Source organism: Chryseobacterium sp. HNCC26DJ238, assembly GCF_057180465.1.
The window spans coordinates 1-23,144 of sequence record NZ_JBXUGI010000004.1 but is presented as its reverse complement, the minus strand read 5'-3'; the positions used below and the strand labels follow the sequence as shown (position 1 = coordinate 23,144).

Sequence of the window (23,144 nt, the reverse complement as noted above, 5' to 3'; positions counted from 1 at the left end):
ACTCTAATCTGAAGATTGCCCTATCTTAAAATAGGTGTACTTAATAGATAAGCTTTACTGTTATAAGCGAATTAATCTAAATCCATAATGATCACCATCTGATTAAAAAATTTCTCATTTTTCAACCATTGTGTAATTATTGTAAAATATAATAAGGTTACTTAACTCTTTGATTGAATTCTTACCTATTTTTATCTTTTTAACTAAAACTGATGTGACTTATGGGTTACCATAAAAATATATAAGATCAGTTACCAATCAATTCCTCAAAAGCACCTTCAGCTGTTGGATATAAAAACTGAAATCCACTCAGTATTAATTTTTCCGGATAAACATTTCTGCTTTTCAACAGTAATTCTGTTTCGGTTCCTAAAAAGACTGAGGCAATCTCCAACTGCTAGACCGGTGCATTCAGACCGAACGGGATTTTCAATTTCTTTCTTAATATCTGCATGAATGATTCGTTCGATAAAGGATGGGGTGCTGTGATATTGATCTTTCCTGAACCGGTCTCATTCTCAATAATAAATTCCAATGCTCTGCAGAAGTCTTTGATGTGAATCCAGCTTACGTTTTGATTCCCTCTTCCCTGTCTGCCTCCTAACCCTAATTTTGTAATCATCTTAAGTTTTGTAAAAGCGCCACCGTCATTCCCTAAAACGATGGATGTTCTCAACGCAACTTTTCTGACATTTTCAGTTGGAATCCTGAAAAATTCTGTTTCCCAGTTTTTACAGATATTCATCGAAAAATCATCCCCGACAATTCCGTTTTCCTCAGTGTTTATATGAGTTTCCGAGTGAATATAAATGGTCGCCGAACTGGAATTCAACCAGACTTTTGGTTTATTGATGCACTGATCAATAGCCTGCTGGAGAACTTTTGTACTTTCAATTCTTGATGTATAAATTTCTTTTTTGTTTTTAGCAGTATACCTGCAGTCAACTGACTTTCCCGTGAGGTTGATGACAACATCAGCATTTTCGAGATCATCTTTCCAGTCACCTAATGTTTTTGCATCCCACCGGATTTCATTTTTATGTTTTGGACTTCGGGTCAGGATATATACTTCATTCCCTTTCTCTGTAAAATACCTGCTGAGATTTCTTCCAAGAAATCCGGTTCCTGCGGCGATGATTATTTTCATTTTGTGGTCGTTTTTTATTATTGCAATTTTTTGAGTTTGAGATAAATATATAAGATTCTGAACAGAGGTATTGTTCTGTATTGTACTTTTTAATCTTTTAAGCTGTTTCTGCCGTTGACCTGATCAGTTTATTTCGTTCGGTCAGGAAATTTGTCATATAGTTTTTAAGAAAAATTATATTGAATATTTTACCGATCATTCCAAATGGCGATTCAAATTCGAACAGGTCTGTCATGATGGTATTTTCACCTTCTTTTCTGAATATGTGCTGATGTTTTAATGATTTAAAAGTTCCCTGCAGCATAATATCAGTAAAATGATACGGTCTGTTCATCTCTGTTATTTTTGAAGTATGGGTCTGGTAAAATCCTAAATGTTTTGCACGCCAGGTAACGGTCTCATCCAGCTCAATCAAGCCTGAAGTTCGGCCGGCAATGGCATTTTCTCCTGTTTTGAAAGTTGATTTTTGATGAAGATCAATATCCCTTGCCAAATCAAAAACGGTTTGGATATCAGCTTTTACGATGGTCTGTAGGTGAATAATCGTCATATCTTTACTGTTATTGCATTCTATATTTTGTCATAATTTTATCTAAATCAGAAGGTCTGCTTCTTTTGTAATTGAGGTAAAGCCTGATCAATTCTTTGGGCAAGTTCCGGTAATTTTATGGTTGGGACTGCCGGGAAAAGGTGATGTTCCATGTGATAAAACATACTGAAAGTTAATTTATTTTTCCAGAACGTGCGTTGGGTTCTTGCAATGCCGGGATTTTCATGAGTATCGTGATGAACGGACCAGACCGCAAAAAAAGCCATTAAAAGTTCTCCTGCGAACATGACCATAATATGATAGATCAAGAAATGAACCTGAAAATAGATAGCAGTGAAAACAAAGATTGAGATTGAAGTAAGTTCTATCAACATCGTATGCCTGTAGTTCTTATTGGCTAGCTTAAAGGTCATCAGATGAATTAAAAACAGGTGTTTCGGTCCGTACAGAATTGCTCCATACCATTTCATTGAAGCCGATCTGCCTTCATAGTCCTGATCTGAAAGACAATATTTATGATGTCGGATATGATTAAATTTTACAGCGTGAACAGATGTCATCATTAAAATACTGTTAAGATACATCGACAGCCATGTGAAAAATTTTCCGGTTCCTAAAGAATTATGAAAACCGTTATGAACCTGTCGCAACGCAGTAAGAAAGTAAAACCCGGAAAAAGGAAGAGCTGCCCAATAGTAACCTTGATACGCTAAAAATACCGAGATGAAAAACCATGGAAGACTGATATTATTTTCTATCAGCATTTCCTTGAAGGAAAGCTTTGTGAGGTCTTTCCATTCTACTTTTTTTGTAAGCTGGTGATGATTCATATAATTTTTTTAGAAATTCAATCCAATGATTAATGCCGCAACTGTAATTCTGAAAATCGTCCATGAGACTGTCGGAAGAAGATTTAACTGCAGAATTTTACATCTTCTCAGATGTTCCAAAAACATCATTATCACGACAAATCCGAAATATAAAACTGACAGTGCTCCGTTTAGATTTAAAAGCAATGACGGAATTAAGAGCAAAGTTCCGATCAGTGAGACGGTCATCATATTTCCAATATAATCCCAAAATTTTTCTTTCAGATAATTTTTCAGAAATAAAGTCTGCCACGCAATCTGACCTGCACAGACAGCAAATTCTCTCCAGAAGTTCACTTTCAAACCGACATTCATTTGAGCAGAAAAAAGACTTAAAACAAATGCTGAGAAGATAACGACAAAAGAAATATAAGCCAACCTGTATCTTACATTAAAATCCGGAACACAGCCCTGCCCGTTGTGATCTTTTTCGGAAGGAATAATTTGTTTTCTGTTGTAGGAAACAAAAGAATACAGTTTTTTAAAAAACCAGTAAAGTGGTTGTATTCTTGCCATTTTTTCTAAAGCCGGAAATGAATTTCCAATAATTAAAAGAAGGCTGTCTAAACCGTAAATCACTTTACTCTGCCGGTAATCAACGAGTGCAATTTCATTTTTTGCACGGTTAAAATCAATCAGGCTATTCCTTTCAGAACTCAGTTCTGTGAAGGCTTCTCTTCCGTTTTCATCCAGCATTCCTGCTTTTATAAAACCTTTTGAATACATGTTGCACATCGGACATTCACTGTCATAAATGAGGATGTGATTTTTAAGTGTTTTCATGATATTAGTTTTGAATAATTAAAATTTTCACTTCAGAGATTCCTGATAGTCCTCGTAATAGCCTATACTCCTGTACCCTTTTTTCTAAAACAGTGATTTCCGTTATTAAAAAAGTATAATAAAGCATATCGCAATAAGCGTCTGAGTGTAATGATCATATCGAATAAATGTTTTCATGGTGTCAGTTTTTAAAAGGTTATTCTCTTCGTTTTTCCTCCAAAATAGAAAATAAGGACTATATGAATAATTAAGTTTTTCATAATTATACTATTTTCAATAATTTTTGAAATTTAATTTGAAATAAAAAGATTTACTTCGTACTTTTCATTTCACCTGATAATTTTTTAACGGTCAAGTACCCGTAGATCAAGTAATACATATTAATAAGAAATCCTCCTGCCTGCATAAAATACATAACAGAATTTACTGCAGGATCGAACTTAGACATCAGGTATATCATTAGAAAGAATACAATCACTCCAAAGAAATAATATGGATGGAAACAGCTTTTGACAACTGATATTCTGAGAACAAACCCCAAAATATTTGCAAGCCCCACAAAAAACAAAGCAATAAAAATTTCACTGATCTGGTCTTTTTGAAAATAATCATTGATGAGATAGATGATGCTTCCGAGTGTTAGCATAATTTGAAAAGTAAGCTCTGTAATTAAAATTTTAAGTTTCATGACTGTAATTTTTATTGATAATCAAATGATTTTATTTACTATAATTTCAGTAATATTTGAAAGTTAATATGAAATAAAAAAGGATTGAAGTCCTTTCTATTTCAGTAAATTGGTGATTTTCCCGACCAGCCAGTGGTCATCGCTTTTGATAGCGAGATCCATGATATTATTGATTTTATTGGTAACATTGCTGAAGTCGTCCATCAGCTTAATGAACTCTTTCGCTTCTGCAGAATCGTTGTCTTCAATATTTTTTAATTCTTCTAAAAAAGAAACAACTGGTTCTATTTCTCTCTTTCTGCGTTCTTTTGTAATCTGTTTGAATAAAAACCACACATCTTTTTCAGCAGTAAAATATTCTTTTCGGTCGCCCTTAATAAATTCTTTTTTTACAATCCCCCAGTCCATTAATGCCCGGAGATTCATATTGGCGTTTCCTCTTGAGATTTCAAGCAGCTCCATCACCTCATCGGTAGAAAGTGGTTTTCCGTTTGCCAGAAGCAAAGCGTGAACCTGTGCCATCGTCCGGTTGATTCCCCAACTTGTTGCGAATGTTCCCCAGGTCTGGATGTATTTTTCTTTGGCTTCTGAGAGTTTCATTTTGTTCTGTTTGATTTCTATTACAAATATACTTATAGTTTTTGAATTTTCAATAATATTTGAAAGTTTATTTTAAATAAAAGCAGACATCCGTTTTGAATGTCTGCCTGAGATTTACTTTTGAATCGTTTTATAAGTTTCCAGTAATCTTACAAATTCAGACCTGTAACCTTCTTCATCATTTCCTTTTCCTTTCTTGGAAAGTTTTTCAATATCAGTCAGATTTTTGTTTTTAATTAAGTCAGAATTTCTCAAAACCAGACCAAACCAAGCTACAGAAGAGGCAAATTTAAAATCATCACTTGCAGAAGAAATTGATTCATTTGGATTTTTTACCACCTGAATAATTTCCGAACTTTTATCTCCATCAGGTTTTTTATATCTGAATTTTACAGTTGCCATTTCATCTCCGAAATTTTCAGAACTTGTGGTATTCGTGTATTTTAAATCAGTTTCTTTTGGTAAAAACTCAGAATTTACATCATTTGGAATCACTTCGTACAAAGCTGTAACGGTGTGTCCACTTCCTAATTCTCCGGCATCAATTTTATCATTGGTAAAATCTTCATTTTTCAATTTTCTGTTTTCATAACCAATCAATCGATATGATTTCACGAATTTCGGATTAAACTCAATCTGAATTTTCACATCTTTTGCAATTGCATACATGCTTCCTGCAAACTCTTTTCCGAGAAACTTATTGGCTTCCTGCATATTATCGATGTAGGCATAATTTCCGTTTCCTTCATTGGCTAAAGCTTCCATGTGATTGTCTTTAAAATTTCCCATTCCGAAACCAAGACATGTAAGAAAAACTCCTGATTTTCTTTTCTCCTCGATCAATGTCTGAAGATCACCAGTCGAAGACGCTCCTACATTGAAATCTCCGTCAGTTGCGATAATAACACGATTGTTTCCGCCTTTAATGAAATTTTCCTGAGCAAGTTTATACGCAAGTTCAATTCCTTGTCCTCCTGCGGTACTTCCTCCTGCCTGAAGTTTGTCTAATGCGTCTATAATTTTATCTTTTTCTTTTGCTGAAGTAGGTGGTAAAACCATTCCTGCACTTCCTGCATAAACTACAATTCCGACTTTATCTTGTGGTCTTAATTGGTCTAAAAGAACTTTGAAAGATGACTTCAACAATGGTAATTTATTCGCAGCATCCATCGAACCGGAAACATCGATAAGAAAAACAAAATTTGAACTCGGCAATTTATCCATCGGAATATTTTTTCCCTGAAGACCTATCTTTAGTAATTTATGTTTAGGATTCCAGGGTGCATCATTGTATTCTGTGTTAATGGAAAATGGTTGATCATTTTTTGGTTGTGGATAATCATATTTAAAATAATTGATCATTTCCTCAATTCTTACGGCATTTTTATTTACAATTTCACCATTGTTAATCATTCTACGGATGTTAGAATAAGCCGCTTTATCGACATCAATCGAAAAAGTAGAAACCGACTGAGTTTTTGTCAGTTCAAAAGGATTTTCCACAAAAGCATCGTATTCTTCCGAGTTGTATTGCTGAATTTGCTTTGAATTTGAAATACTATCCTGAATTTTTTGAATTTGCCTGAGCGCTTTTCTTTCTTTTCTTGAGAGTTTTTTTGTAGTGATAACAATGACACCATTTGAAGCACGACTTCCGTATAAAGCATATGCAGAAGCATCTTTTAAAACATCTATACTTTTAATCTGCTGAGAATTTAACTTGGATAGAAAGTTTTGGTCTTTAACCACACCATCAATTACAATCAGAGGTTGATTATTCCCATTTAAACTTGCAGCGCCTCTGATGAGAATATTTTGTGAGATACTGCCTGAACTTGTACTACTTTGTATTTGTCCTTGAAGAGAATTTACTGGCTTATTGTTGTACGATTGATTATAAAGCCACCCATTATTGTTACTTGAAATCTTAATTCCTGCAACACTACCTTGTAAAGATTGAGCTACATTAGAATTTGAAATATGAGTTGAGGATGATGTCACATCTTGTCTTTTTCTAATTCCTAAAGCACCCGTTACAACAACTTCTCTTATCTCTTGCGGTTCATCATCTTTATCTAAAACTCCGTCATGATCTGGTTTCATATAATTTGGGTTACTTGCAGCTGTATAATCTCCTTGTTGTGGATCCAAAATAGTCGGAGCTTTTACAGGTTCTGGAACTACATTTGAATAAACTAAAACTTGATTTTCTTTTTGAGAATGTACAACAGCAATTTCCTTTTCAATATTAGATTTCAAAATACTGTCAATTACCTGAACTTTAAGATTCATTTTTGGTGAAACATTATTTTGTACAAGATCAGGTTTTGAAATATCAACAACATCTTTCTTATTAATAAAATAAAAAGCTCCCAAACCAATAATCAGACTCGCAGCTATTCCGTACGGAAACCAGATGGGAACTACTCTCTTCTTGTCTTCTTTTTTATCTAATTTTTCTTCAACTTTCGCCCAAACTTTGTCGAAACCCTGAAAAGTCGCAGGTTCTTCTACTGAATGAGAAGCGTCATTGAATTTTTTATCGATATCGTGATTGTTTTCCATTTTTGTAAAAGTTTAAATGTTGTGATTAACCAGGAGTTCCTGCAGTTTTTTCCGTGCAAAATTGAGCTGTGATTTTGAAGTTCCTTCACTGATCGAAAGCATTGTCGCAATCTCTTTATGTGGATATCCTTCAATAGCAAAAAGATTGAAAATCGCTCTGCAGCCTTCCGGCAAAAAATTCAGCAGCTTTAAAATGTCTTTCTCAAAAGAAATACTGTCGGTTGGTGAACCCGTCGATTCAACCCATTCCTCCTCTAAAGAAACATCGAGTATCTTCATACTTCTCAGCTTCTGCAGACATTCGTTGACCGCAATTTTTCTTGCCCATGCTTCAAAAATCTCATGGTTTTGCAGTTGATTCAGCTTTGTGAAAATCTTATAAAAAGTATCTGCCAATACTTCTTCGATGTCTTCGTCATTTTTCAGATAGCGTCTGCAGACTGAATACAGTTTTCCCGCCATTTTTTCATAAACTTTCCGCTGGGCGTTGCGGTCGTTCCGTTGGCATTCTATCAGTAATTCTTTTTCCATAGTCAGGCTTTATACTCTTATAGATGCAGGAAATTTCAGAAAGGTTGGAAACATGGTAAACTTTTTCTAAAAGTAAGGAAATATCGTTTATCAGATTTTTCTCAAATAAAAAAACTGCCTGTCACGCTCAATAATCTCTCAGGATCATTTTAACCATTTTTAACGTTAAACGTTGTAACATTGGCTTAACAATACCGACTATTTAAACATAATTTTTACTGTTAAAGCTGTTATTAATCCTTATCAGGGCCGACAGTCAATTTAGATAACAGTAAAATAAATATCCATTTTCATATGAAGAATAAAAGATTTGCATCATTGTTTTTTGTTTTATGTGCAGGAAGTATGATGTTTGCTCAGGATGATCTGATCAACAAATTAAAAGGCAATCAGTCACAGAATGCCAATTTTCAGTTTACCACCTTAAAAGATGTAGGCGCCACTTCAGTTAAAAATCAGGGTTCATCAGGAACGTGCTGGAGTTATTCAGGAAATTCTTTCCTTGAATCTGAAATGCAGAGAATGGGTAAAAAACCTGTCGATTTAGCTGAAATTTTCACAGCAAGAAATTCTTATCATGACAAAGCAAAATTATTTGTTTTAAACGGCGGAGCGATCAGCTGGGGTGATGGCGGCGAACTGCATGATGTCGTGAATATGTACAAAAAATATGGTGCCGTTCCGCAGGAAGTATATACGGGATTACAATCCGGACAGACTTTAAATAATTTCAAAGAGATGCAGGGAAAACTGAAGCCTGTTTTAGACAGCCTGGTTACCGCATCACAGAAAGGGAAACTGTCAGACAACTGGATGTCTTCCGTGGATGCAATTTTAGATGAATATCTTGGGAAAGTCCCTGTGAATTTTACCTATGAAGGAAAAAATTACACCCCAAAAACTTTTGCGAAGGACGTTGTAGGGATCAATCCTGAAGATTATGTGGAATTGTCTTCGTACAAAGATTATCCGTACTATCAGAAATTTGTCGTTCCGATTCCTGACAACTGGAGTCATGATTCTGACTGGAATATTCCGATGAATGAAATGACGGCTATTATTGACAATGCTGTTACAAAAGGATATTCTGTAGGCTGGGCAACAGACGTTTCAGAGCCTTATTTCTCCTACAAAAATGGTGTTGCGTATGTTCCTGATGTAGATTTGGATCAGATTACTCCGGAAGTAAAAAAAGAATTGTTTACACAGCCTAAAAAAGACAAAACCATCACTGAAGATATGCGTCAGAAAGCATTAAATAATCTTTCTACAACAGATGACCACGGAATGCATATCGTAGGCCTTGCGAAAGATCAGACCGGAAAAGAATATTATATGGTGAAAAACTCATGGGGAGTAACCAACGATTTTGAAGGTTATCTGTATGTAACGAAACCGTATGTTGAGTATAAATCAACAGCAATCCTGGTACATAAAAATGCGATCCCGAAAAACATCAGAAAACAACTGAAACCAAGCAAAAATATTGGTTTGTAGGAAATCATTATTGTCATTCAGATGACAGTTTTAGATATTTTAAACTTGTTAATAAGCCGCTTTGAGATTTTTCTTGAAGCGGTTTTTATTTGATCAGATAATGCTGTTAAATGTCTTCAGATAATTCTCCGGTGTCATTACTGATAACTGGCTTGTTTTGTAATCTTTAACATTCCTGGTAATTATTACATTGATTTCCTGATAGCTTTGGGCTGAAAAATTTTGAAGTGCATCTTCAAAGTCTTTAAAATCAGAATCCAATGCTCTCAGAACAGCTTCTTTATCAGTTTTTAAAACATCAGTTAGACTTAGTAAAATTTTCAAATGATCTATTACTTTCTCATGCTTAGCCGTTTTTCTCAGAAGATAATAGATATTGCTCAACATAACTGAAGTTATGAAAGCTGTAATTTTTCTATTTTCGCATAAGCTTAAAATTTGACAGGCATCTTCTGAAAAAGGTTTTCTGTCGAAGAAAAAATCTAACAGAACATCCGTATCAATTAATACCTTTCTCATTATAAATATTTTTCAGATAAACGTTCTGTCAGTTGCTGTTTATAATCAAAATCTTCAGGCAATTGAAATGAGCCTCTTAAAGACTTTACAACAGGAGTTATCTCATTATCATTCACAGATTGTCCACTCGTAATCGCTTTCAAATAATTTTCAATCAAATCAGAAAGACTTCTTTCTTTTTCACGGGCATACTTTTTCGCTTTTTCGATCACTGCCAGTTCCATTGTCAAAGTTAATTTTGTATTCATTGTATTTTTTAGATACAAATATACTAAAAAAAAATTCACACGTATAAAATGCAAAAATTAAGCACGTGTTAATTATTGTGAAAAACTTAGTGATAATAAACGTTTATAAAAAAACCGCTCCCAAAAGGAAGCGGTTTAAAATTTATTTAAAAGCCCAATTAAAATATCGCAGGATATTTCTGAGGGTTTGTTTCATTAAATAAGGCATAAATCCTTTCAACCATATCATCTGAAGATGGCTTACTGAAGTAGTCTCCATCACTTGCGTATGCAGGTCTGTGATCGTTTGCAGCAATCGTCAGCGGATCAGAATCTAAATACCTGAACGCTTTTTGTTTTTCCAGAATCTGCTGAAGGATAAACGCTGAGGTTCCTCCCTGTACATCTTCGTCAATCACCACTAATCTGTTGGTTCTTTTTACGCTTTCCGCAATTTCGCTTGTTAAATCAAAAGGGATCAAGGACTGAACGTCAATAACCTCTGCAGAGATCCCTAATTTCTCCAGTTCTTCTGCTGCTTCCATTACAATTCTCCAGGTCGAACCGTAGGTTACCAGAGTAACATCCTTTCCTTCTTTTGTAATCTCAATTTTTCCTACCGGAACAGTAAATTCACCTAAATTATCAGGCTGCTTTTCTTTTAATCTGTAGCCGTTCAGACATTCAACGATGACAGCCGGATCATCACTCTGAAGCATGGTATTATAAAATCCTGCCGCTTTGGTAAGGTTTCTAGGTACCAGTACCAGAATACCTTTTGACAGATTTAAAATACCGGCCATCGGCGAACCTGAGTGCCACACTCCTTCCAGTCTGTGACCTCTTGTTCTAATGATCACCGGAGCTTTCTGACCGCCCTTTGTTCTGTACTGAACGGTTGCCAGGTCATCGCTCATTCCCTGCAGGCAGTATAAAATATAATCCAGGTACTGGATTTCTGCAATCGGTCTCAGCCCTCTCATGGCCATTCCGATTCCCTGACCCAGTATCGTTGCTTCACGGATTCCGGTATCGGCAACACGAAGTTCACCATATTTTTCCTGCATCCCTTCCAATCCCTGGTTCACGTCACCGATATTTCCGGCATCTTCACCAAAGACAAGGGTCTGCGGATATTTTTCAAATATTTTATCAAAATTATTTCTTACCACTACTCTTCCGTCAACATCTTCGGAAGCATCGGAATAGACAGGTTTCACTTCTTTCACATTTTCAGTTTTCCACTGAGACTGTGAATATAGGTGAGAAGAATAATTGTCTTTTTCCACTTCAAAAACTTCGTTATACTTCTGCATCAACTGCGTTCTCTCGGCTGAGTCGGTTCCTCTTGTCGCAAGTAAAGATTTTCTGATAAGATGGAAAACATCTTTTTTAGCTTTAGAGACCAGTTTATTATATTGGTTCAGATACCCTTCAATCTCAGCATTCTGATCTTTCAGGTTTTCGACCAGAGGTAAAATCGAAAACGCAAGCTCTGTGATGGTTTTCTGATAATTTTCCCACGCAAGTTTCTGTCCGTTTTTCACTTTTTTCTTTGCCTCTTCATCGATGGCATCCAATTCTTCAGTACTGGCAATGATTTCTTCGTTTCCTTCAATTTCAATGGAATAATTTAAGATCCATTCTCTGAATTTTACCAGTCCGTCAAAATCTGCCTCCCATGATAAACGGTCTTCATTTTTATATCTCTCGTGAGATCCTGAAGTAGAATGGCCCTGCGGCTGGGTGACTTCAATGACATGCATCACCACGGGAACACTTTCCGTTCTTGCAAAATGCTCTGCTTTTGCGTAAGCATCGAGTAAAGCAGGATAGTCCCATGCTTTTACCTGAATGATCTCGCAACCCTGATTTTCTCCTTCTTTTCTCTGGAAACCGCTCAGCATTTCTGCAATATCAGCTTTAGCTCTCTGTTTCATCGTTGGTACAGAGATTCCGTAACCGTCATCCCAGATTGAAACAATCATCGGAACCTGCAGTGCACAGGCAGCATTCAGGGTTTCCCAGAAGTGACCTTCTGCTGTAGAAGCATCGCCAATGGTTCCAAAAGCTATTTCGTTCCCCTCTTTAGAAAACTTCTCAGATCCGTCGAATTTTACTGATTTATATATTTTTGAAGCCTGTGCCAGGCCTAATAATCTTGGCATCTGTCCTGCTGTAGGAGAGATATCTGAAGAAATATTTTTCTGGGCAGTCAGATCTTTCCAGCTTCCGTCTTCATTTAAACTTCGTGTAGCGAAATGGCCGTTCATCTGTCTGCCGGCAGAGGCAGGCTCTCTTTCCACGCTTGTATCTGCATAGAGCTGAGCAAAGAAACTTTCAACCGTTAATGCGTCAGCAGCCAGTGCAAACGTCTGATCCCTGTAATATCCTGAGCGGAAATCTCCATTTTTAAAAACTTTCGCCATTGCCAGCTGCGGCAACTCTTTACCGTCACCAAAAATTCCGAATTTAGCCTTTCCGGTCAGCACTTCTCTTCTTCCAAGATAAGACATTTCACGGGAGATCCTTCCTAATTTATAGTCTTCAAGTATTTGATTTTTAAAATCTTGAAAAGAGATCTGTTGAGTTTCAATATAGGTTGTCTGCATAGCCAAATATTAAATATTAATTATTAATGAAGTATTTTGCTAATATACACTTTTTATACTAATTTTAATTTTCAATAATGTTTTTTAAAAATTTGATAATGAAAAAAAATGTATTTACTTTGAATAAAACTCTGTAATATGGGAAAAAAATCTACGCATATTCTCAATGCATCGACCAATCTTCTGGGATTTTCTATGATTATCATCACCTCTTTAAAAATCACTAAAACGAGTCATCATACATTTTTGGACGAGTTTGCAGGGATTGCAGCCATCCTTTTTGCATGCAGCAGTTTCTTTTCTTTTATGTCGATAAGATCCAGGAATAAAAGCTTGGGAAACAGGTATGAGAGTATTGCGGATTATTTATTTTTAATCGCTTTATTTTGTATTGTTTTGTCTGTGATTATTATCACGACGGCGATTATTGATTAGAATTTTCTTTCAATCACATAATCCAGCATCATGTGTAGTGATCTTCTAACTTCTGAGTCCGGAAACTCATTCAGGATATCTTTTGCTTTCTGCTGAAAATCTTTCATCACGGTAATCGCATATTCCAAACCTCCCGAACTTTTAACAAATGAAATCAGCTCTTTCACCCGTTTCTGATCATTGTTATATCTCTTAATTGTATTAAAGTAGTATTTCCTGTCAGTTTCGCCGGCAATTTTCAGGGTATGAATCAATGGTAAAGTCATTTTCTGCTCTTTAATATCAATTCCTACCGGTTTTCCGATAAAATTTGAACTTAAATAGTCAAAAAGGTCATCCTTAATCTGGAAAGCCATTCCTGTATAGGTTCCGAAATCCTGCATTTTTTTTGCTAAATCTTCATCAGCATTATTGGACAGTGCTCCTATCTCACAGCATGCAGCAATCAGTGTGGCTGTTTTCTGGCGGATAATTTCGTAATAAACATCTTCGGTAATATCAAGTTTCCTTGCTTTTTCCAACTGTAGAAGTTCGCCTTCAGACATTTCCCTGATGGTCCTTGAAATTACAGAAAGTAAATCGTAGTCTTTATGGTCTGTTGAAAGAAGTACCGCTTTTGAAAGTAAGAAATCCCCTACGAGAACGGCAATTTTATTTTTCCACAAAGCATTGATCGAGAAAAAATTACGCCTTTTAAAGCTTTCATCAACCACATCATCATGAACAAGCGTTGCGGTATGGATCAATTCGATCATGGAAGCTCCGCGATAGGTCTTTTCGTTGACCGCTCCCACCAGTTTTGCACACAGAAACACAAACATAGGACGCATCTGTTTCCCTTTTGTGGTAACAATAAAACGGGTAACTTTATCGAGTAAAGCGACTTTGCTCTGCATTGATTCATAAAACTTCTGTTCAAAAAGTTTCATTTCCTCATTGATCGGTTGCTTGATTTCTTCTACAATATTGGCCACTATCTGAGAATGATGGATGAGTATTTATTAATTCTCACAAAGATAATTTTTTTTAACCAATTCTGACAGCAATTAGAGTTTGAGTTTCTCTTTGGGAATGAAATAGAAAAACGGGCGGGTTTTCTTGATGGGAGAATAGAATTTTTCACCTGAAATATAAATCCCCGTTTCATCAACCGCAATTCCTTCGATCTGACCGACCGACAGTGCACTTCCCAAATAAAGATGTCTTGGCTTTTCTTTAAAAAACAAACCAGGCTCTGTTTCGTTAAATACGTCTAAAAAAACTTCAGTTTTCTTAGTATACCCTACTAGATACAGCTTTTTATTATAATAACAGGCATCAGTGATCACAAATCCCGTCCTGTATGATTCTATTTTTTGTGCTGCCTGATCTTCTGTATTTTCAGGATCAACCAGGTAATGTGTGGTCGATCTGGAAGCCCATTCTTTAGTAAAAAGATGGATTTTTTTGTTTAAATAAATCATTGATTCCAGATCAAAATCTGTGCTGATATTTTTGGAACCGAAATCTTTCTGTTCGGGATAATGAAACGAAATCGTTGTCATCAGACCATTCTCAAGCTGATTATTTTTGAATGGAATCTTATATATTCTGAGATCTTTCCGGGTTCCTGCATTGTTTCCGAAGTCTCCGATGTAGAAATTTTCTCCATCATTGGTTAAAGCTTCCCAGTCTTTATTTTCAGCATCTGTCTTTAAAACAGTAAGAATTTTTCCTGAACTTTTATCAATCTCATACAATTCTGCAGGATTTCCGCTGTCGTTGAAAGTGTACAATTTTCCATTAAAAAAATTAAGTCCCGAAGTTTCCTGAATAGAATCATTAAGGACTGCAATTCTATATTTTTTGAGCTTGAAAATTTCTGCCTGTTGAGAAAAAGCAGTGTGAAACGTAAAAATTACAAGCAATATAAAAATCTTCTTCATGCATCAAAATTAAGGATTCCGGTGTGAACTGATTGTTAAGAAATGTAGATGAACTGAGAAATATGTTACAAGTCAGAAGTAAACCATCTGTAATTCTCAATGAATCAGCACTGAATATTATTTGGAAAGAAAGAAAGAAAGAAAGAAAGAAAGAAAGAAAGAATTAAGCATTTTTATTCGCCAACTGCCCACAGGCTGCATCAATATCACCACCACGACTTTTTCTAACCATTACTGTAATTCCTGCTTTTTCAAGTTCACGAACGTATTTTTCTTCAGCTGCAACACTTCGATGATCAAACTTACCTTCACCAATCGGGTTGTACTGGATTAAATTAACTTTAGAAGGAATCTGTCGGCAATATTTAATCAAAGCTTTGATGTCTTCATCTTTGTCATTTATGCCTTTCCATACACAATATTCGAATGTAATTACAGAGCCTGTTTTTTTGTACCAGTATTGAAGTGATTCCATGATATCCGTCAAAGGAAATTTATCTGAAAACGGCATAATCTCATTACGGGTTTTCTCAACCGCAGAGTGTAATGATAAAGCAAGCTTTACTCTTAATTCATCATCAGCCAACATTTTAATCATCTTCGGAATTCCTGATGTAGAAACGGTAATTCTTCTTGGAGACATTCCCAGACCTTCCGGCTGAGTGATTTTTCTGATGGCTTCCACTACATTTTTATAATTCATCATCGGCTCACCCATTCCCATAAAAACAATATTGGTAAGCGGACGGTGATAATATTCTTTACTTTGTCTGTCTATCAAAGCAACCTGATCTACGATTTCTGCCACTTCAAGGTTCCTCATTCTTTTGAGCTTTGCTGTAGCACAAAATTCACAATTTAATGAACAGCCTACCTGTGACGAAACACACGCTGTAGTTCTCGTTTCTGTAGGAATAAGAACAGATTCTACCATAAGACCGTCATGAAGCTTTACCCCATTTTTTATCGTTCCGTCTGTAGATTTCTGAAATTGATCTACTGCTGCCGGATTCATGATAAAGTCACGAACCAGATGCTCTCTCAGATCTTTTGAAAGATTCGTCATCTCTTCAAAGGAATGAAGATTTTTACTCCAGATCCAGTCATACACCTGCTTAGCACGGAATGGCTGTTCGCCGATAGTTCCGAAATAGTCTTTGAGTTGATCGAGGGATAAGGTTCTGATATCTTTCATGTAGATGGTTGAAAGTTTATGGTTGAAAGTCGTCAGTAAATAATATTTAAAACTATCAACTGACAACCAACAACTTAAACTTATTATAGAATTAACATTGCGTCACCGTAAGAATAGAATTTATATTTTTCTTTTACAGCTTCTTCATAGGCATGCATTAAAAAGTCTTTTCCTGCAAACGCTGCGATCATCATCATTAAAGTGGATTTTGGCGTATGGAAATTGGTAATCATCGTATTTGCAACACCAAAGTCATGAGGAGGATAAATAAATTTATTCGTCCACCCATTAAACGCTGAAATTTTTCTGTTGGATGAAACTGAAGTTTCAATTGCTCTCATCGTCGTTGTTCCTACAGCACACACTTTTCTGTTTTCCTGAACTGCTTTATTGATGATTTCTGCGTTAAGTTCATCAATGATGATTTCTTCAGATTCCATTTTATGCTTAGACAGATCTTCCACTTCGATAGGGTTGAATGTTCCCAGACCAACATGCAATGTTACCTCAGCAAAATCGATTCCTTTGATTTCAAGTCTTTTCATCAGGTGTCTTGAGAAATGCAGACCTGCCGTAGGTGCAGCAACCGCTCCTTCCACTTTAGCATAAATGGTCTGATATCTTTCAGCATCTTCAGGTTCAACATCTCTTTTGATATATTTTGGAAGTGGCGTTTCCCCCAATTCCTTCAGTTTGGTTCTGAATTCTTCATATGAACCGTCGAACAGGAATCTTAAAGTCCGTCCTCTTGATGTTGTGTTATCAATTACTTCAGCAACTAAAGATTCATCTTCAGTAAAGAATAGTTTATTACCAATTCTGATTTTTCTTGCCGGATCTACCAAAACATCCCAGACACGGGTTTCTTTATCAAGCTCCCTTAAAAGGAAAACCTCAATTTTAGCTCCTGTTTTTTCTTTATTTCCGTAAAGACGCGCAGGGAAAACTTTAGTGTTGTTGAAGATGAACAAATCTTTTTCATCAAAATAATCGACAACGTCTTTAAATGTTTTGTGCTCTATCGTCTGTGTTTTTCTGTCAAGAACCATCAACCTTGCCTCGTCTCTGTGTTCAGACGGGTGCTCTGCCAATAATTCTTCAGGGAGATCAAAATTAAAATCGGATGTCTTCATTTTTTAAATTACGGTTTAAAAATTATAAAAAATTACTGATGTAATTTTCGGAGTGCAAATATACAACATTCGACACCCCTTTGTCAAGTGTTTATTTCACAATCGGTACTGGCAGGGATTTTAAAGGATGATATTTTTTTATTTAATGAGATAAGCTGACAAAAAAACAGTATTTTAGTGAAATCAAATCAGATAACCATGAGCAAATATTCTTTAGAAGAATTCGTTAAAGCAACCAAAGAAAATCCTTTGGAAAGAGATTATTTCGAGCTGGAAAAACCGGCACTCTTAGAAATCAACCTAAACAGTCAGGCAGTCTGGACGAAAACCGGAAGTATGGTAGGCTACGTCGGAAGCATCAACTTTGAAAGACAGGGAATGCTTGCGGGCGGACTGGGAAACTTTTTAAAGAAAGCAATCAGCGGAGAAGGTGCCAAACTGATGAAAGCTGAAGGTACAGGCAAACTGTACGTTGCCGACTCAGGAAAAAAAGTAAGAATTCTTTATCTGAACAATGAAACCCTTTTCGTAAACGGAAATGACGTTTTAGCTCACGAGCAAAGTGTCAAGAGCGATATTACGATGCTGAAAAGCATTGCCGGAATGATGTCTGGCGGACTTTTCCAGGTAAAGCTTTCAGGAACAGGTCATATTGCGATCACGACACACGGCGAACCCTTGACTTTGATGGTTACTCCCGATGCTCCTGTTTTTACAGATCCTAACGCAACTGTGGCATGGTCAGGCAACTTAAGTCCGGAGCTGAAAACCAATGTATCCTTTAAGAGCCTGGTAGGCAGGGGAAGCGGAGAAGAGTTTCAGATGAAGTTTTCCGGGAATGGATGGGTACTGATACAGCCTTATGAGGAAGTTTACGTGATGGAGAAGTAATATTAATGAATAAGTAACCAATTCATATAAAGCAGGAGCCGTTGTTCCTGCTTTTTGCTTTTAAATGTATTCCAAAATCTTTTTCCAATCTTCAAATTTTCTTTCAAAAGAAATTGTGTGAAGCGGACTGGTTGAAGGCAGTAAGAAGATAGGAACTCTGTAATTTTTCCCTAAAATTTTAATCAGGTTTTTATATGATTTTCCTCCATTACAGAATACAGCCCTGATATTCGGATACTGTTCCAGAAGTTCAGGGATCTGATTGGCTTCTTCATTTTTTATTTCAGAATCTAAACTTCCTTTCCTTTCACAGGAATCAATCACGTCCCAGAGGGCAACGTGATTTTTCTTTAAAACATCAATTCTATCAGGATAGTTTTCTGTAAATTCTTCATGAAACAGTTCAAAAATGATCTTCCAGAATTTATTTTGCGGATGACCGTAATACTGCTGTTTTTCCAATGATTTCATACCGGGAACAGATCCTAAAATCAGAATTTCAGATTGATGATCGATAATGGGCGGGAAAGAAGAAATCCTGTTTTGCATGATTTAAATATATATTTTGATTGAAGCCTGATGTTTTAAAACAAAAAGCGGGCTAAAGCCTAGTTATGATTGGAAGAAATTAGAATTGCATTTTTCATGTCGCAAAGCTTCATCGCAATATGTTTTTAGCTAATTTATAATCCAAAGTGTTTGCTTTTTTTTTGATCAGCAGAAGCACAACCGTAATCATCTCTTTATAAATTATAACCTATATTTTGTTTTTGTCGAGTGTGAGTAAGTGGCTTAAGTTAAGTTCCTGCTTTAAGAATCTGAAAAATAAGTCAATGTTTTGATGCTTAAGGTGATAATCTGTAATCTCTTTAGATTTTCAGGAAATTTATCTGAAGCGGAATTGGAGTTGCAATTTTTCCAGTTTTGGAATTGATTCTTTCTATCAATTCCAAAACGAATCTGTAGTAATTGAGCATTAAATCAAAAAGTCAACTGCGTCCAATATGTTTTTAAATGAAATGCTCATAAAGGAAAAAAGCATAAGAAGAAAATGAGAGTAAACTATTGACAGAGGCTCCTACATCTATGCAACTTTGGACTAAAACACAAAACCCCTTGTGAAATGTGAGTTTTTTTGTATTCATCTTCGATGAGGTTAAAAACTTCGCAGAGCGGATTTTTATTATCAGCTCAAAGTCACAGACTTTGTATTGATTTTATTGTGTTACTAAACTCTTGCCTATGGATTAATTCGTTTTTTTGTGGTATCCTTTTTATTGTATCATGTGGAACAGGATATGCTAATCTTTCACTAATATAAATACTATCACTTTTGCTTTCTGACAATTAATCTGTCAGCAATCCAAGATAAAGCATATTTACGTCCACCTTTGAGCTCTTTACGGGAAAAGTATTAGGAGCAACAAAACTATCCAAATCTAAGTTAAAAGTTTTATCATCAGCATATTTTTATCATGTGTACTTACATCAAAATCTGTTCTTGCCATACCGCTATTATAGGAAAACATATAAATATTGGCAAAGAAATTATTACATATAGTATGAGTAAAATATCTGCTGTGATTTTTCTGTATTATAACTAAGATGAGCAATCTCGCAATTGTGAAATTTTTATCATTATACCACGATACAGTTATACAGAAGATTTAATTGAGAGGGACAAAACCTCCATTTTCTACTAAAAATGGCGGATTAAAAATCGTATCTTTTTTTGTTTTCTTTTTAATGGTATCAAAAAGCATCTCACTTTTAATATATTGTTTTTCACCGTCATGCATAAAACCATATATGGAAAAAGGCTTACCACTTTTACTATAAAAAATCCATTCGCCTCTTTTTAAGTACAAATTTTTATCTTTATAATAATCTCCCTCTCCTTCATTGGATATTTTGCCATTTTTATAATATACTGTAGTCGTATAATGATTGGGAGCTTTATTCAGGTAAGAATAAGATTGCATTTTTTCATCAGGATAATATTGATATATTTTAATGATAACTCCCTTCTTGTATAAACACTTATTATCTAATTGTCCTGATTTATTATATATTGCTGAAGAAACTAATTCCCCTTTTTTATATGTTGCTTTTGTTGTTACTCCATTGGTTTTATTAATTTCTATATAATCTTCTTTTTTGCAAGAATGAAATAAAATAATAAAAAAAACTGATATCAAACTTAAATTTTTCATATTACTTTTGAGACTTTTTTACACTATCAATTTTTGCCTTAATATAAGGATTTGTAAGATTTTCATAATTATTTCCTGTATGCCAATTTTGATATACATCACCAACTTTAGGTACTTTAAATTGCATTGTTGTATCTTTTCTACTATTAAAAAATGTAGCATTGATAATTGTATCATTACTAATTTTAGTATTATTCCCACCTCCAATTGATGAAAAGATCAGATCACCTAATGCCGTTATATCTACTCTATAAGCCATAAGATCTGTCCAATCATTTCCACGACTTAAACTATTAACCATTCCTCCCATGAAACCATCTAAACTTTTTATTTTATCTATACCTCCTCTAAAAAAAGGATTGCTTAAATTTAAAGGAGCTGCACCTCCAAGATTGGTATAAAAATCCCCACCTGTATTTCCTAAATGTGATAAAAAATTAGTGATGTCAAAAGCTTTTTTTGCTTGTATATTAATTCCCCCTGAAGTAGTTAAACTACCTTTATGAGTTTCTCCTGCAGCATCAGTAACCGTACCATCTACATTTAAGGAATAGTCAACAGCGATTTTATTATAATTTTATTTCTATTTGTTTCCTCCAAAATAAGCAGCAAATCCTATAAACAATGGTAAAGAAATAATTACATACAAAATAAGTAATACATCCCAAACTATTCTTTTGTTTTTACTGAAGCTTTTTATTTTTTTATCTATTTCTTCATATGATGTATATTTCCAATACCTTAAGGTTATTAATGATATTATTGGAAGACAGTACATGATTAGGAAATATTTATTTTTTGGACCCAAATTAGCAATAAAATAATTATCCAATATAATGATGAAAAATATTAGATTCCAACATAACATACCACAAGTTAAAATAATTCCAGACGCCTTATGCGTTCCATCTTTCTCAAAATACTTGTAAAAGTTGGCAAACTGGTAGTATAAATAATCAATAAATATCATATATTTTTTTTTAATAGCCTGTAGCTTTATTAAACTCCTATTATTCTCCTGCTTTCTTATTCTCTTTATAAGGACTAATTGAACTATCGATATGTTGCCCTATATCTTTGTCCTGTAGCTAATATCGTTATACCATTTGCTAAAAAATAAGCCGCAGCTATACCTTGCCCAACTCCTGTCGGAGACACCGCCAATACAGACATAGTAAGATCTAGTGTGTTGGAAGTCGTTACTCCGTTCTGATACATATCATACCCCGCTAAACCAACTCCCACAACACCTAAAACCCTACCTGTAACTTTAAGTACTTTTGATATTTTTCCAGCTTTGATGGCGTTCATTGTCATCAATGGTTGATATATAATTCTTCTACCACCTAAAATTTTAGCCAGTGATTTCTCAAAAACTAAGGTTGTTGTGGTATATGGTTTAGGATTTCCGTACTAAGATGCACTTTGAAACGCAGGTTGAAATAGCATCTTGTTTGAAGAAAAAGCATAACCAGAACTTTTTCTTAATGTTTGGGACCAATCGTGATAATTTGTATTACTCTCGCTTTTCTTTCCTGTAACTACAACTTCTTCAATTGGTGTTACTTTTAAAGAAGCGGTATTTGTCTCAGGATTATAAAAATACACATTGTTTTTATCGTCAATGTAAGGTTTAAATTCATCTGTTTTTGGGCAGGTAGGACAATGTGCAAGAGCATTCCCGCCTTCTTCAAACAATCCTGTTGGATCAGAAAAATAAACAGGGTTATTAAATGCAAAACGATAAGGTGTCCAATCAGGCATTATTTCAGAAAGTCTGTCTTGACCGACAAATCTTGCGATATCAGGTTAATTATTAATTTTTTTTCTGCTTTTTATCTTGAAGTAGTATGAGACCAACTTATATAAGAAAAACCATAAAATTATAAAAACTATTGTTTGCAATATAAATATTGATAAAAAGGAGACATCAACCATAACTAACCCAAACAATAAAATATTGACAGGATAAGTAATTATTACTAATGGTGTCCAGAGGGGGCTATTATAATCAAAGCCGAACAAAGAGTATTCTGGAAAGCTAACCAAAACAACTAAAGTTCCCAACAATATATATATTAAACTAAATATCATTGTCCCGAATAAAATTTTATTTCTTTTCATATTATCTTAGTGATGGAAATGTTAAAGCTTGTTTCAAAACATTCATAAATGTTTGTCTTTTAGGCTGAGATGCGCTGTTCAATCCCCTTCCTAATATTTTTGCCTGTATCATAAGTTTATAGTTTCCTTCCTTTCTGTATTTTTCCTCTAGTTTACCCATACTATCAACAAAACGATCATCTGCTTTAATTGTGGCTGTATTATTAAATAATGCATCGGCTCCTGTAGCTCCTAATTTATCATAGTCCTTATCGTGAATAAAAGCTGGAACTTCTATTTCAGTTGGTGCTACTGAATAATCAGATTCGCCATTATATTTTCTTGGGTTTTTTCCACCGGGATAATTATATCCAAATAAATTTTTATTTAAGGTTTCTGGATTTAATTGGTCTAAATTGATTTTTCCATCTTATAGTATAGAATATAAATTTATCGCAGCGGATCTATCACTCACCATCTTCCGATATCTGGCATACACTCTTGCATCATCTATATATACTAGTTTCCTTAAACTTTTTGAAAAATCTTATTTTAATGCATCCAATATATAGATTTCATTTAGTCCCATCTCACAGTCATCATACTAATATCCTTCTTCGAATAATGTTTGCAATCAAAATTAAGGAACTATTTGAAAATT

The 23,144-nt window shown here is 34.9% G+C and carries 25 protein-coding genes; 3 read left to right on the top strand and 22 right to left on the bottom strand.

Annotated elements, in window-relative coordinates; translation table 11 throughout:
- Nucleotides 1–247: 247 nt before the first annotated feature.
- From AC2A07_RS04625 to AC2A07_RS04585, 9 genes are all read right to left on the bottom strand, one after another.
- Nucleotides 248–394, bottom strand: coding sequence for a DUF1731 domain-containing protein (locus AC2A07_RS04625; RefSeq protein WP_484049422.1), 147 nt, complete (start codon nt 392–394; stop codon nt 248–250).
- 3 nt (nt 395–397) lie between these two features.
- A complete protein-coding gene (locus AC2A07_RS04620; protein WP_484049421.1) occupies nt 398–1,147 on the bottom strand; it encodes a TIGR01777 family oxidoreductase in 750 nt (249 codons plus the stop codon).
- 97 nt (nt 1,148–1,244) lie between these two features.
- The gene (locus tag AC2A07_RS04615) at nt 1,245–1,697 is read right to left on the bottom strand and encodes an SRPBCC family protein (protein ID WP_484049420.1); all 453 of its coding nucleotides are present in this window, start codon (nt 1,695–1,697) and stop codon (nt 1,245–1,247) included.
- Between the two features lie 47 nt (nt 1,698–1,744).
- Nucleotides 1,745–2,527 carry a fatty acid desaturase gene (locus AC2A07_RS04610; protein WP_484049419.1) on the bottom strand — a complete coding sequence of 261 codons (783 nt, stop codon included), beginning with the start codon at nt 2,525–2,527 and terminating at the stop codon, nt 1,745–1,747.
- A 9-nt stretch (nt 2,528–2,536) separates the two neighbouring features.
- Nucleotides 2,537–3,349 (bottom strand): DCC1-like thiol-disulfide oxidoreductase family protein, encoded by an 813-nt coding sequence (locus AC2A07_RS04605; RefSeq protein WP_484049418.1) that lies wholly within the window; start codon nt 3,347–3,349, stop codon nt 2,537–2,539.
- A gap of 310 nt (nt 3,350–3,659) precedes the next feature.
- Complete coding sequence (locus AC2A07_RS04600) at nt 3,660–4,037, bottom strand: hypothetical protein (protein WP_484049417.1); 378 nt, start codon at nt 4,035–4,037, stop codon at nt 3,660–3,662.
- Nucleotides 4,038–4,133: 96 nt separating this feature from the next.
- Nucleotides 4,134–4,637: a transcriptional regulator gene (locus AC2A07_RS04595; protein ID WP_314498445.1), complete on the bottom strand. Its 504-nt coding sequence runs from the start codon at nt 4,635–4,637 to the stop codon at nt 4,134–4,136.
- 114 nt (nt 4,638–4,751) lie between these two features.
- Nucleotides 4,752–7,202, bottom strand: coding sequence for a vWA domain-containing protein (locus AC2A07_RS04590; protein WP_484049416.1), 2,451 nt, complete (start codon nt 7,200–7,202; stop codon nt 4,752–4,754).
- A 12-nt stretch (nt 7,203–7,214) separates the two neighbouring features.
- Nucleotides 7,215–7,733 (bottom strand): RNA polymerase sigma factor, encoded by a 519-nt coding sequence (locus AC2A07_RS04585; RefSeq protein ID WP_484049415.1) that lies wholly within the window; start codon nt 7,731–7,733, stop codon nt 7,215–7,217.
- A gap of 294 nt (nt 7,734–8,027) precedes the next feature.
- On the opposite strand from AC2A07_RS04585, the gene AC2A07_RS04580 reads away from it, so the two are divergent.
- Complete coding sequence (locus tag AC2A07_RS04580) at nt 8,028–9,230, top strand: C1 family peptidase (RefSeq protein ID WP_484049414.1); 1,203 nt, start codon at nt 8,028–8,030, stop codon at nt 9,228–9,230.
- A gap of 93 nt (nt 9,231–9,323) precedes the next feature.
- Here AC2A07_RS04580 and AC2A07_RS04575 read toward each other — a convergent pair whose 3' ends face one another.
- The 3 genes from AC2A07_RS04575 to AC2A07_RS04565 all read right to left on the bottom strand — a co-directional run bounded on the left by AC2A07_RS04575 (nt 9,324) and on the right by AC2A07_RS04565 (nt 12,588).
- A complete protein-coding gene (locus tag AC2A07_RS04575; protein ID WP_484049413.1) occupies nt 9,324–9,749 on the bottom strand; it encodes a PIN domain-containing protein in 426 nt (141 codons plus the stop codon).
- Nucleotides 9,749–9,997 carry a DUF6364 family protein gene (locus AC2A07_RS04570; RefSeq protein WP_484049412.1) on the bottom strand — a complete coding sequence of 83 codons (249 nt, stop codon included), beginning with the start codon at nt 9,995–9,997 and terminating at the stop codon, nt 9,749–9,751. Before AC2A07_RS04570 ends, AC2A07_RS04575 begins: the two co-directional genes overlap by 1 nt.
- Nucleotides 9,998–10,155: 158 nt before the next feature.
- Nucleotides 10,156–12,588, bottom strand: a complete 2,433-nt coding sequence (locus AC2A07_RS04565; protein ID WP_484049411.1) for an alpha-ketoacid dehydrogenase subunit alpha/beta — start codon at nt 12,586–12,588, stop codon at nt 10,156–10,158.
- Between the two features lie 138 nt (nt 12,589–12,726).
- Here AC2A07_RS04565 and AC2A07_RS04560 point away from each other — a divergent pair, with 138 nt between their 5' ends.
- Nucleotides 12,727–13,023 (top strand): hypothetical protein, encoded by a 297-nt coding sequence (locus AC2A07_RS04560; protein ID WP_484049410.1) that lies wholly within the window; start codon nt 12,727–12,729, stop codon nt 13,021–13,023.
- On the opposite strand, the gene AC2A07_RS04555 is transcribed toward AC2A07_RS04560, so the two are convergent.
- From AC2A07_RS04555 to queA, 4 genes are all read right to left on the bottom strand, one after another.
- Complete coding sequence (locus tag AC2A07_RS04555; protein WP_484049409.1) at nt 13,020–13,997, bottom strand: polyprenyl synthetase family protein; 978 nt, start codon at nt 13,995–13,997, stop codon at nt 13,020–13,022. The two genes, AC2A07_RS04560 and AC2A07_RS04555, sit on opposite strands and share 4 nt — an antisense overlap.
- A 72-nt stretch (nt 13,998–14,069) precedes the next feature.
- Nucleotides 14,070–14,948 (bottom strand): hypothetical protein, encoded by an 879-nt coding sequence (locus AC2A07_RS04550; protein ID WP_484049408.1) that lies wholly within the window; start codon nt 14,946–14,948, stop codon nt 14,070–14,072.
- Nucleotides 14,949–15,111: 163 nt separating this feature from the next.
- Nucleotides 15,112–16,143 carry a dual-specificity RNA methyltransferase RlmN gene (gene rlmN, locus AC2A07_RS04545; RefSeq protein ID WP_484049407.1) on the bottom strand — a complete coding sequence of 344 codons (1,032 nt, stop codon included), beginning with the start codon at nt 16,141–16,143 and terminating at the stop codon, nt 15,112–15,114.
- 83 nt (nt 16,144–16,226) lie between these two features.
- Complete coding sequence (gene queA, locus AC2A07_RS04540) at nt 16,227–17,276, bottom strand: tRNA preQ1(34) S-adenosylmethionine ribosyltransferase-isomerase QueA (RefSeq protein ID WP_314498423.1); 1,050 nt, start codon at nt 17,274–17,276, stop codon at nt 16,227–16,229.
- 198 nt (nt 17,277–17,474) lie between these two features.
- Between queA and AC2A07_RS04535 the strand changes: the two genes are divergently transcribed.
- Nucleotides 17,475–18,167: an AIM24 family protein gene (locus AC2A07_RS04535; RefSeq protein WP_314498422.1), complete on the top strand. Its 693-nt coding sequence runs from the start codon at nt 17,475–17,477 to the stop codon at nt 18,165–18,167.
- 60 nt (nt 18,168–18,227) lie between these two features.
- On the opposite strand, the gene AC2A07_RS04530 is transcribed toward AC2A07_RS04535, so the two are convergent.
- The 6 genes from AC2A07_RS04530 to AC2A07_RS04505 form a co-directional block, all read right to left on the bottom strand.
- Entirely contained in the window at nt 18,228–18,716 is a 489-nt protein-coding gene (locus AC2A07_RS04530; protein ID WP_314498420.1) for a DNA-deoxyinosine glycosylase, read from the bottom strand.
- Between the two features lie 1,118 nt (nt 18,717–19,834).
- Nucleotides 19,835–20,380, bottom strand: coding sequence for a hypothetical protein (locus AC2A07_RS04525; RefSeq protein ID WP_484049406.1), 546 nt, complete (start codon nt 20,378–20,380; stop codon nt 19,835–19,837).
- Nucleotide 20,381: 1 nt separating this feature from the next.
- Entirely contained in the window at nt 20,382–20,690 is a 309-nt protein-coding gene (locus AC2A07_RS04520; RefSeq protein ID WP_484049405.1) for a hypothetical protein, read from the bottom strand.
- Nucleotides 20,691–20,963: 273 nt separating this feature from the next.
- On the bottom strand, nt 20,964–21,350 hold the full coding sequence (locus tag AC2A07_RS04515) for a hypothetical protein (protein ID WP_314498417.1): 387 nt from the start codon (nt 21,348–21,350) through the stop codon (nt 20,964–20,966).
- A gap of 83 nt (nt 21,351–21,433) precedes the next feature.
- Nucleotides 21,434–21,691 carry a hypothetical protein gene (locus AC2A07_RS04510; protein ID WP_484049404.1) on the bottom strand — a complete coding sequence of 86 codons (258 nt, stop codon included), beginning with the start codon at nt 21,689–21,691 and terminating at the stop codon, nt 21,434–21,436.
- 102 nt (nt 21,692–21,793) lie between these two features.
- On the bottom strand, nt 21,794–22,144 hold the full coding sequence (locus AC2A07_RS04505; protein ID WP_484049403.1) for a hypothetical protein: 351 nt from the start codon (nt 22,142–22,144) through the stop codon (nt 21,794–21,796).
- Between the last annotated feature and the right edge of the window lie 1,000 nt (nt 22,145–23,144).

Bases quoted from the DNA above. Each gene is read 5' to 3' on its own strand.
- AC2A07_RS04620 (WP_484049421.1), bottom strand. From the start codon at position 1,147: ATGAAAATAATCATCGCCGCAGGAACCGGATTTCTTGGAAGAAATCTC.
- AC2A07_RS04615 (WP_484049420.1), bottom strand. From the start codon at position 1,697: ATGACGATTATTCACCTACAGACCATCGTAAAAGCTGATATCCAAACC.
- AC2A07_RS04610 (WP_484049419.1), bottom strand. From the start codon at position 2,527: ATGAATCATCACCAGCTTACAAAAAAAGTAGAATGGAAAGACCTCACA.
- AC2A07_RS04605 (WP_484049418.1), bottom strand. From the start codon at position 3,349: ATGAAAACACTTAAAAATCACATCCTCATTTATGACAGTGAATGTCCG.
- AC2A07_RS04600 (WP_484049417.1), bottom strand. From the start codon at position 4,037: ATGAAACTTAAAATTTTAATTACAGAGCTTACTTTTCAAATTATGCTA.
- AC2A07_RS04595 (WP_314498445.1), bottom strand. From the start codon at position 4,637: ATGAAACTCTCAGAAGCCAAAGAAAAATACATCCAGACCTGGGGAACA.
- AC2A07_RS04590 (WP_484049416.1), bottom strand. From the start codon at position 7,202: ATGGAAAACAATCACGATATCGATAAAAAATTCAATGACGCTTCTCAT.
- AC2A07_RS04585 (WP_484049415.1), bottom strand. From the start codon at position 7,733: ATGGAAAAAGAATTACTGATAGAATGCCAACGGAACGACCGCAACGCC.
- AC2A07_RS04580 (WP_484049414.1), top strand. From the start codon at position 8,028: ATGAAGAATAAAAGATTTGCATCATTGTTTTTTGTTTTATGTGCAGGA.
- AC2A07_RS04575 (WP_484049413.1), bottom strand. From the start codon at position 9,749: ATGAGAAAGGTATTAATTGATACGGATGTTCTGTTAGATTTTTTCTTC.
- AC2A07_RS04570 (WP_484049412.1), bottom strand. From the start codon at position 9,997: ATGAATACAAAATTAACTTTGACAATGGAACTGGCAGTGATCGAAAAA.
- AC2A07_RS04565 (WP_484049411.1), bottom strand. From the start codon at position 12,588: ATGCAGACAACCTATATTGAAACTCAACAGATCTCTTTTCAAGATTTT.
- AC2A07_RS04560 (WP_484049410.1), top strand. From the start codon at position 12,727: ATGGGAAAAAAATCTACGCATATTCTCAATGCATCGACCAATCTTCTG.
- AC2A07_RS04550 (WP_484049408.1), bottom strand. From the start codon at position 14,948: ATGAAGAAGATTTTTATATTGCTTGTAATTTTTACGTTTCACACTGCT.
- rlmN (WP_484049407.1), bottom strand. From the start codon at position 16,143: ATGAAAGATATCAGAACCTTATCCCTCGATCAACTCAAAGACTATTTC.
- queA (WP_314498423.1), bottom strand. From the start codon at position 17,276: ATGAAGACATCCGATTTTAATTTTGATCTCCCTGAAGAATTATTGGCA.
- AC2A07_RS04535 (WP_314498422.1), top strand. From the start codon at position 17,475: ATGAGCAAATATTCTTTAGAAGAATTCGTTAAAGCAACCAAAGAAAAT.
- AC2A07_RS04530 (WP_314498420.1), bottom strand. From the start codon at position 18,716: ATGCAAAACAGGATTTCTTCTTTCCCGCCCATTATCGATCATCAATCT.
- AC2A07_RS04525 (WP_484049406.1), bottom strand. From the start codon at position 20,380: ATGAAAAATTTAAGTTTGATATCAGTTTTTTTTATTATTTTATTTCAT.
- AC2A07_RS04520 (WP_484049405.1), bottom strand. From the start codon at position 20,690: ATGGGAGGAATGGTTAATAGTTTAAGTCGTGGAAATGATTGGACAGAT.
- AC2A07_RS04515 (WP_314498417.1), bottom strand. From the start codon at position 21,350: ATGATATTTATTGATTATTTATACTACCAGTTTGCCAACTTTTACAAG.
- AC2A07_RS04510 (WP_484049404.1), bottom strand. From the start codon at position 21,691: ATGAACGCCATCAAAGCTGGAAAAATATCAAAAGTACTTAAAGTTACA.
- AC2A07_RS04505 (WP_484049403.1), bottom strand. From the start codon at position 22,144: ATGCCTGATTGGACACCTTATCGTTTTGCATTTAATAACCCTGTTTAT.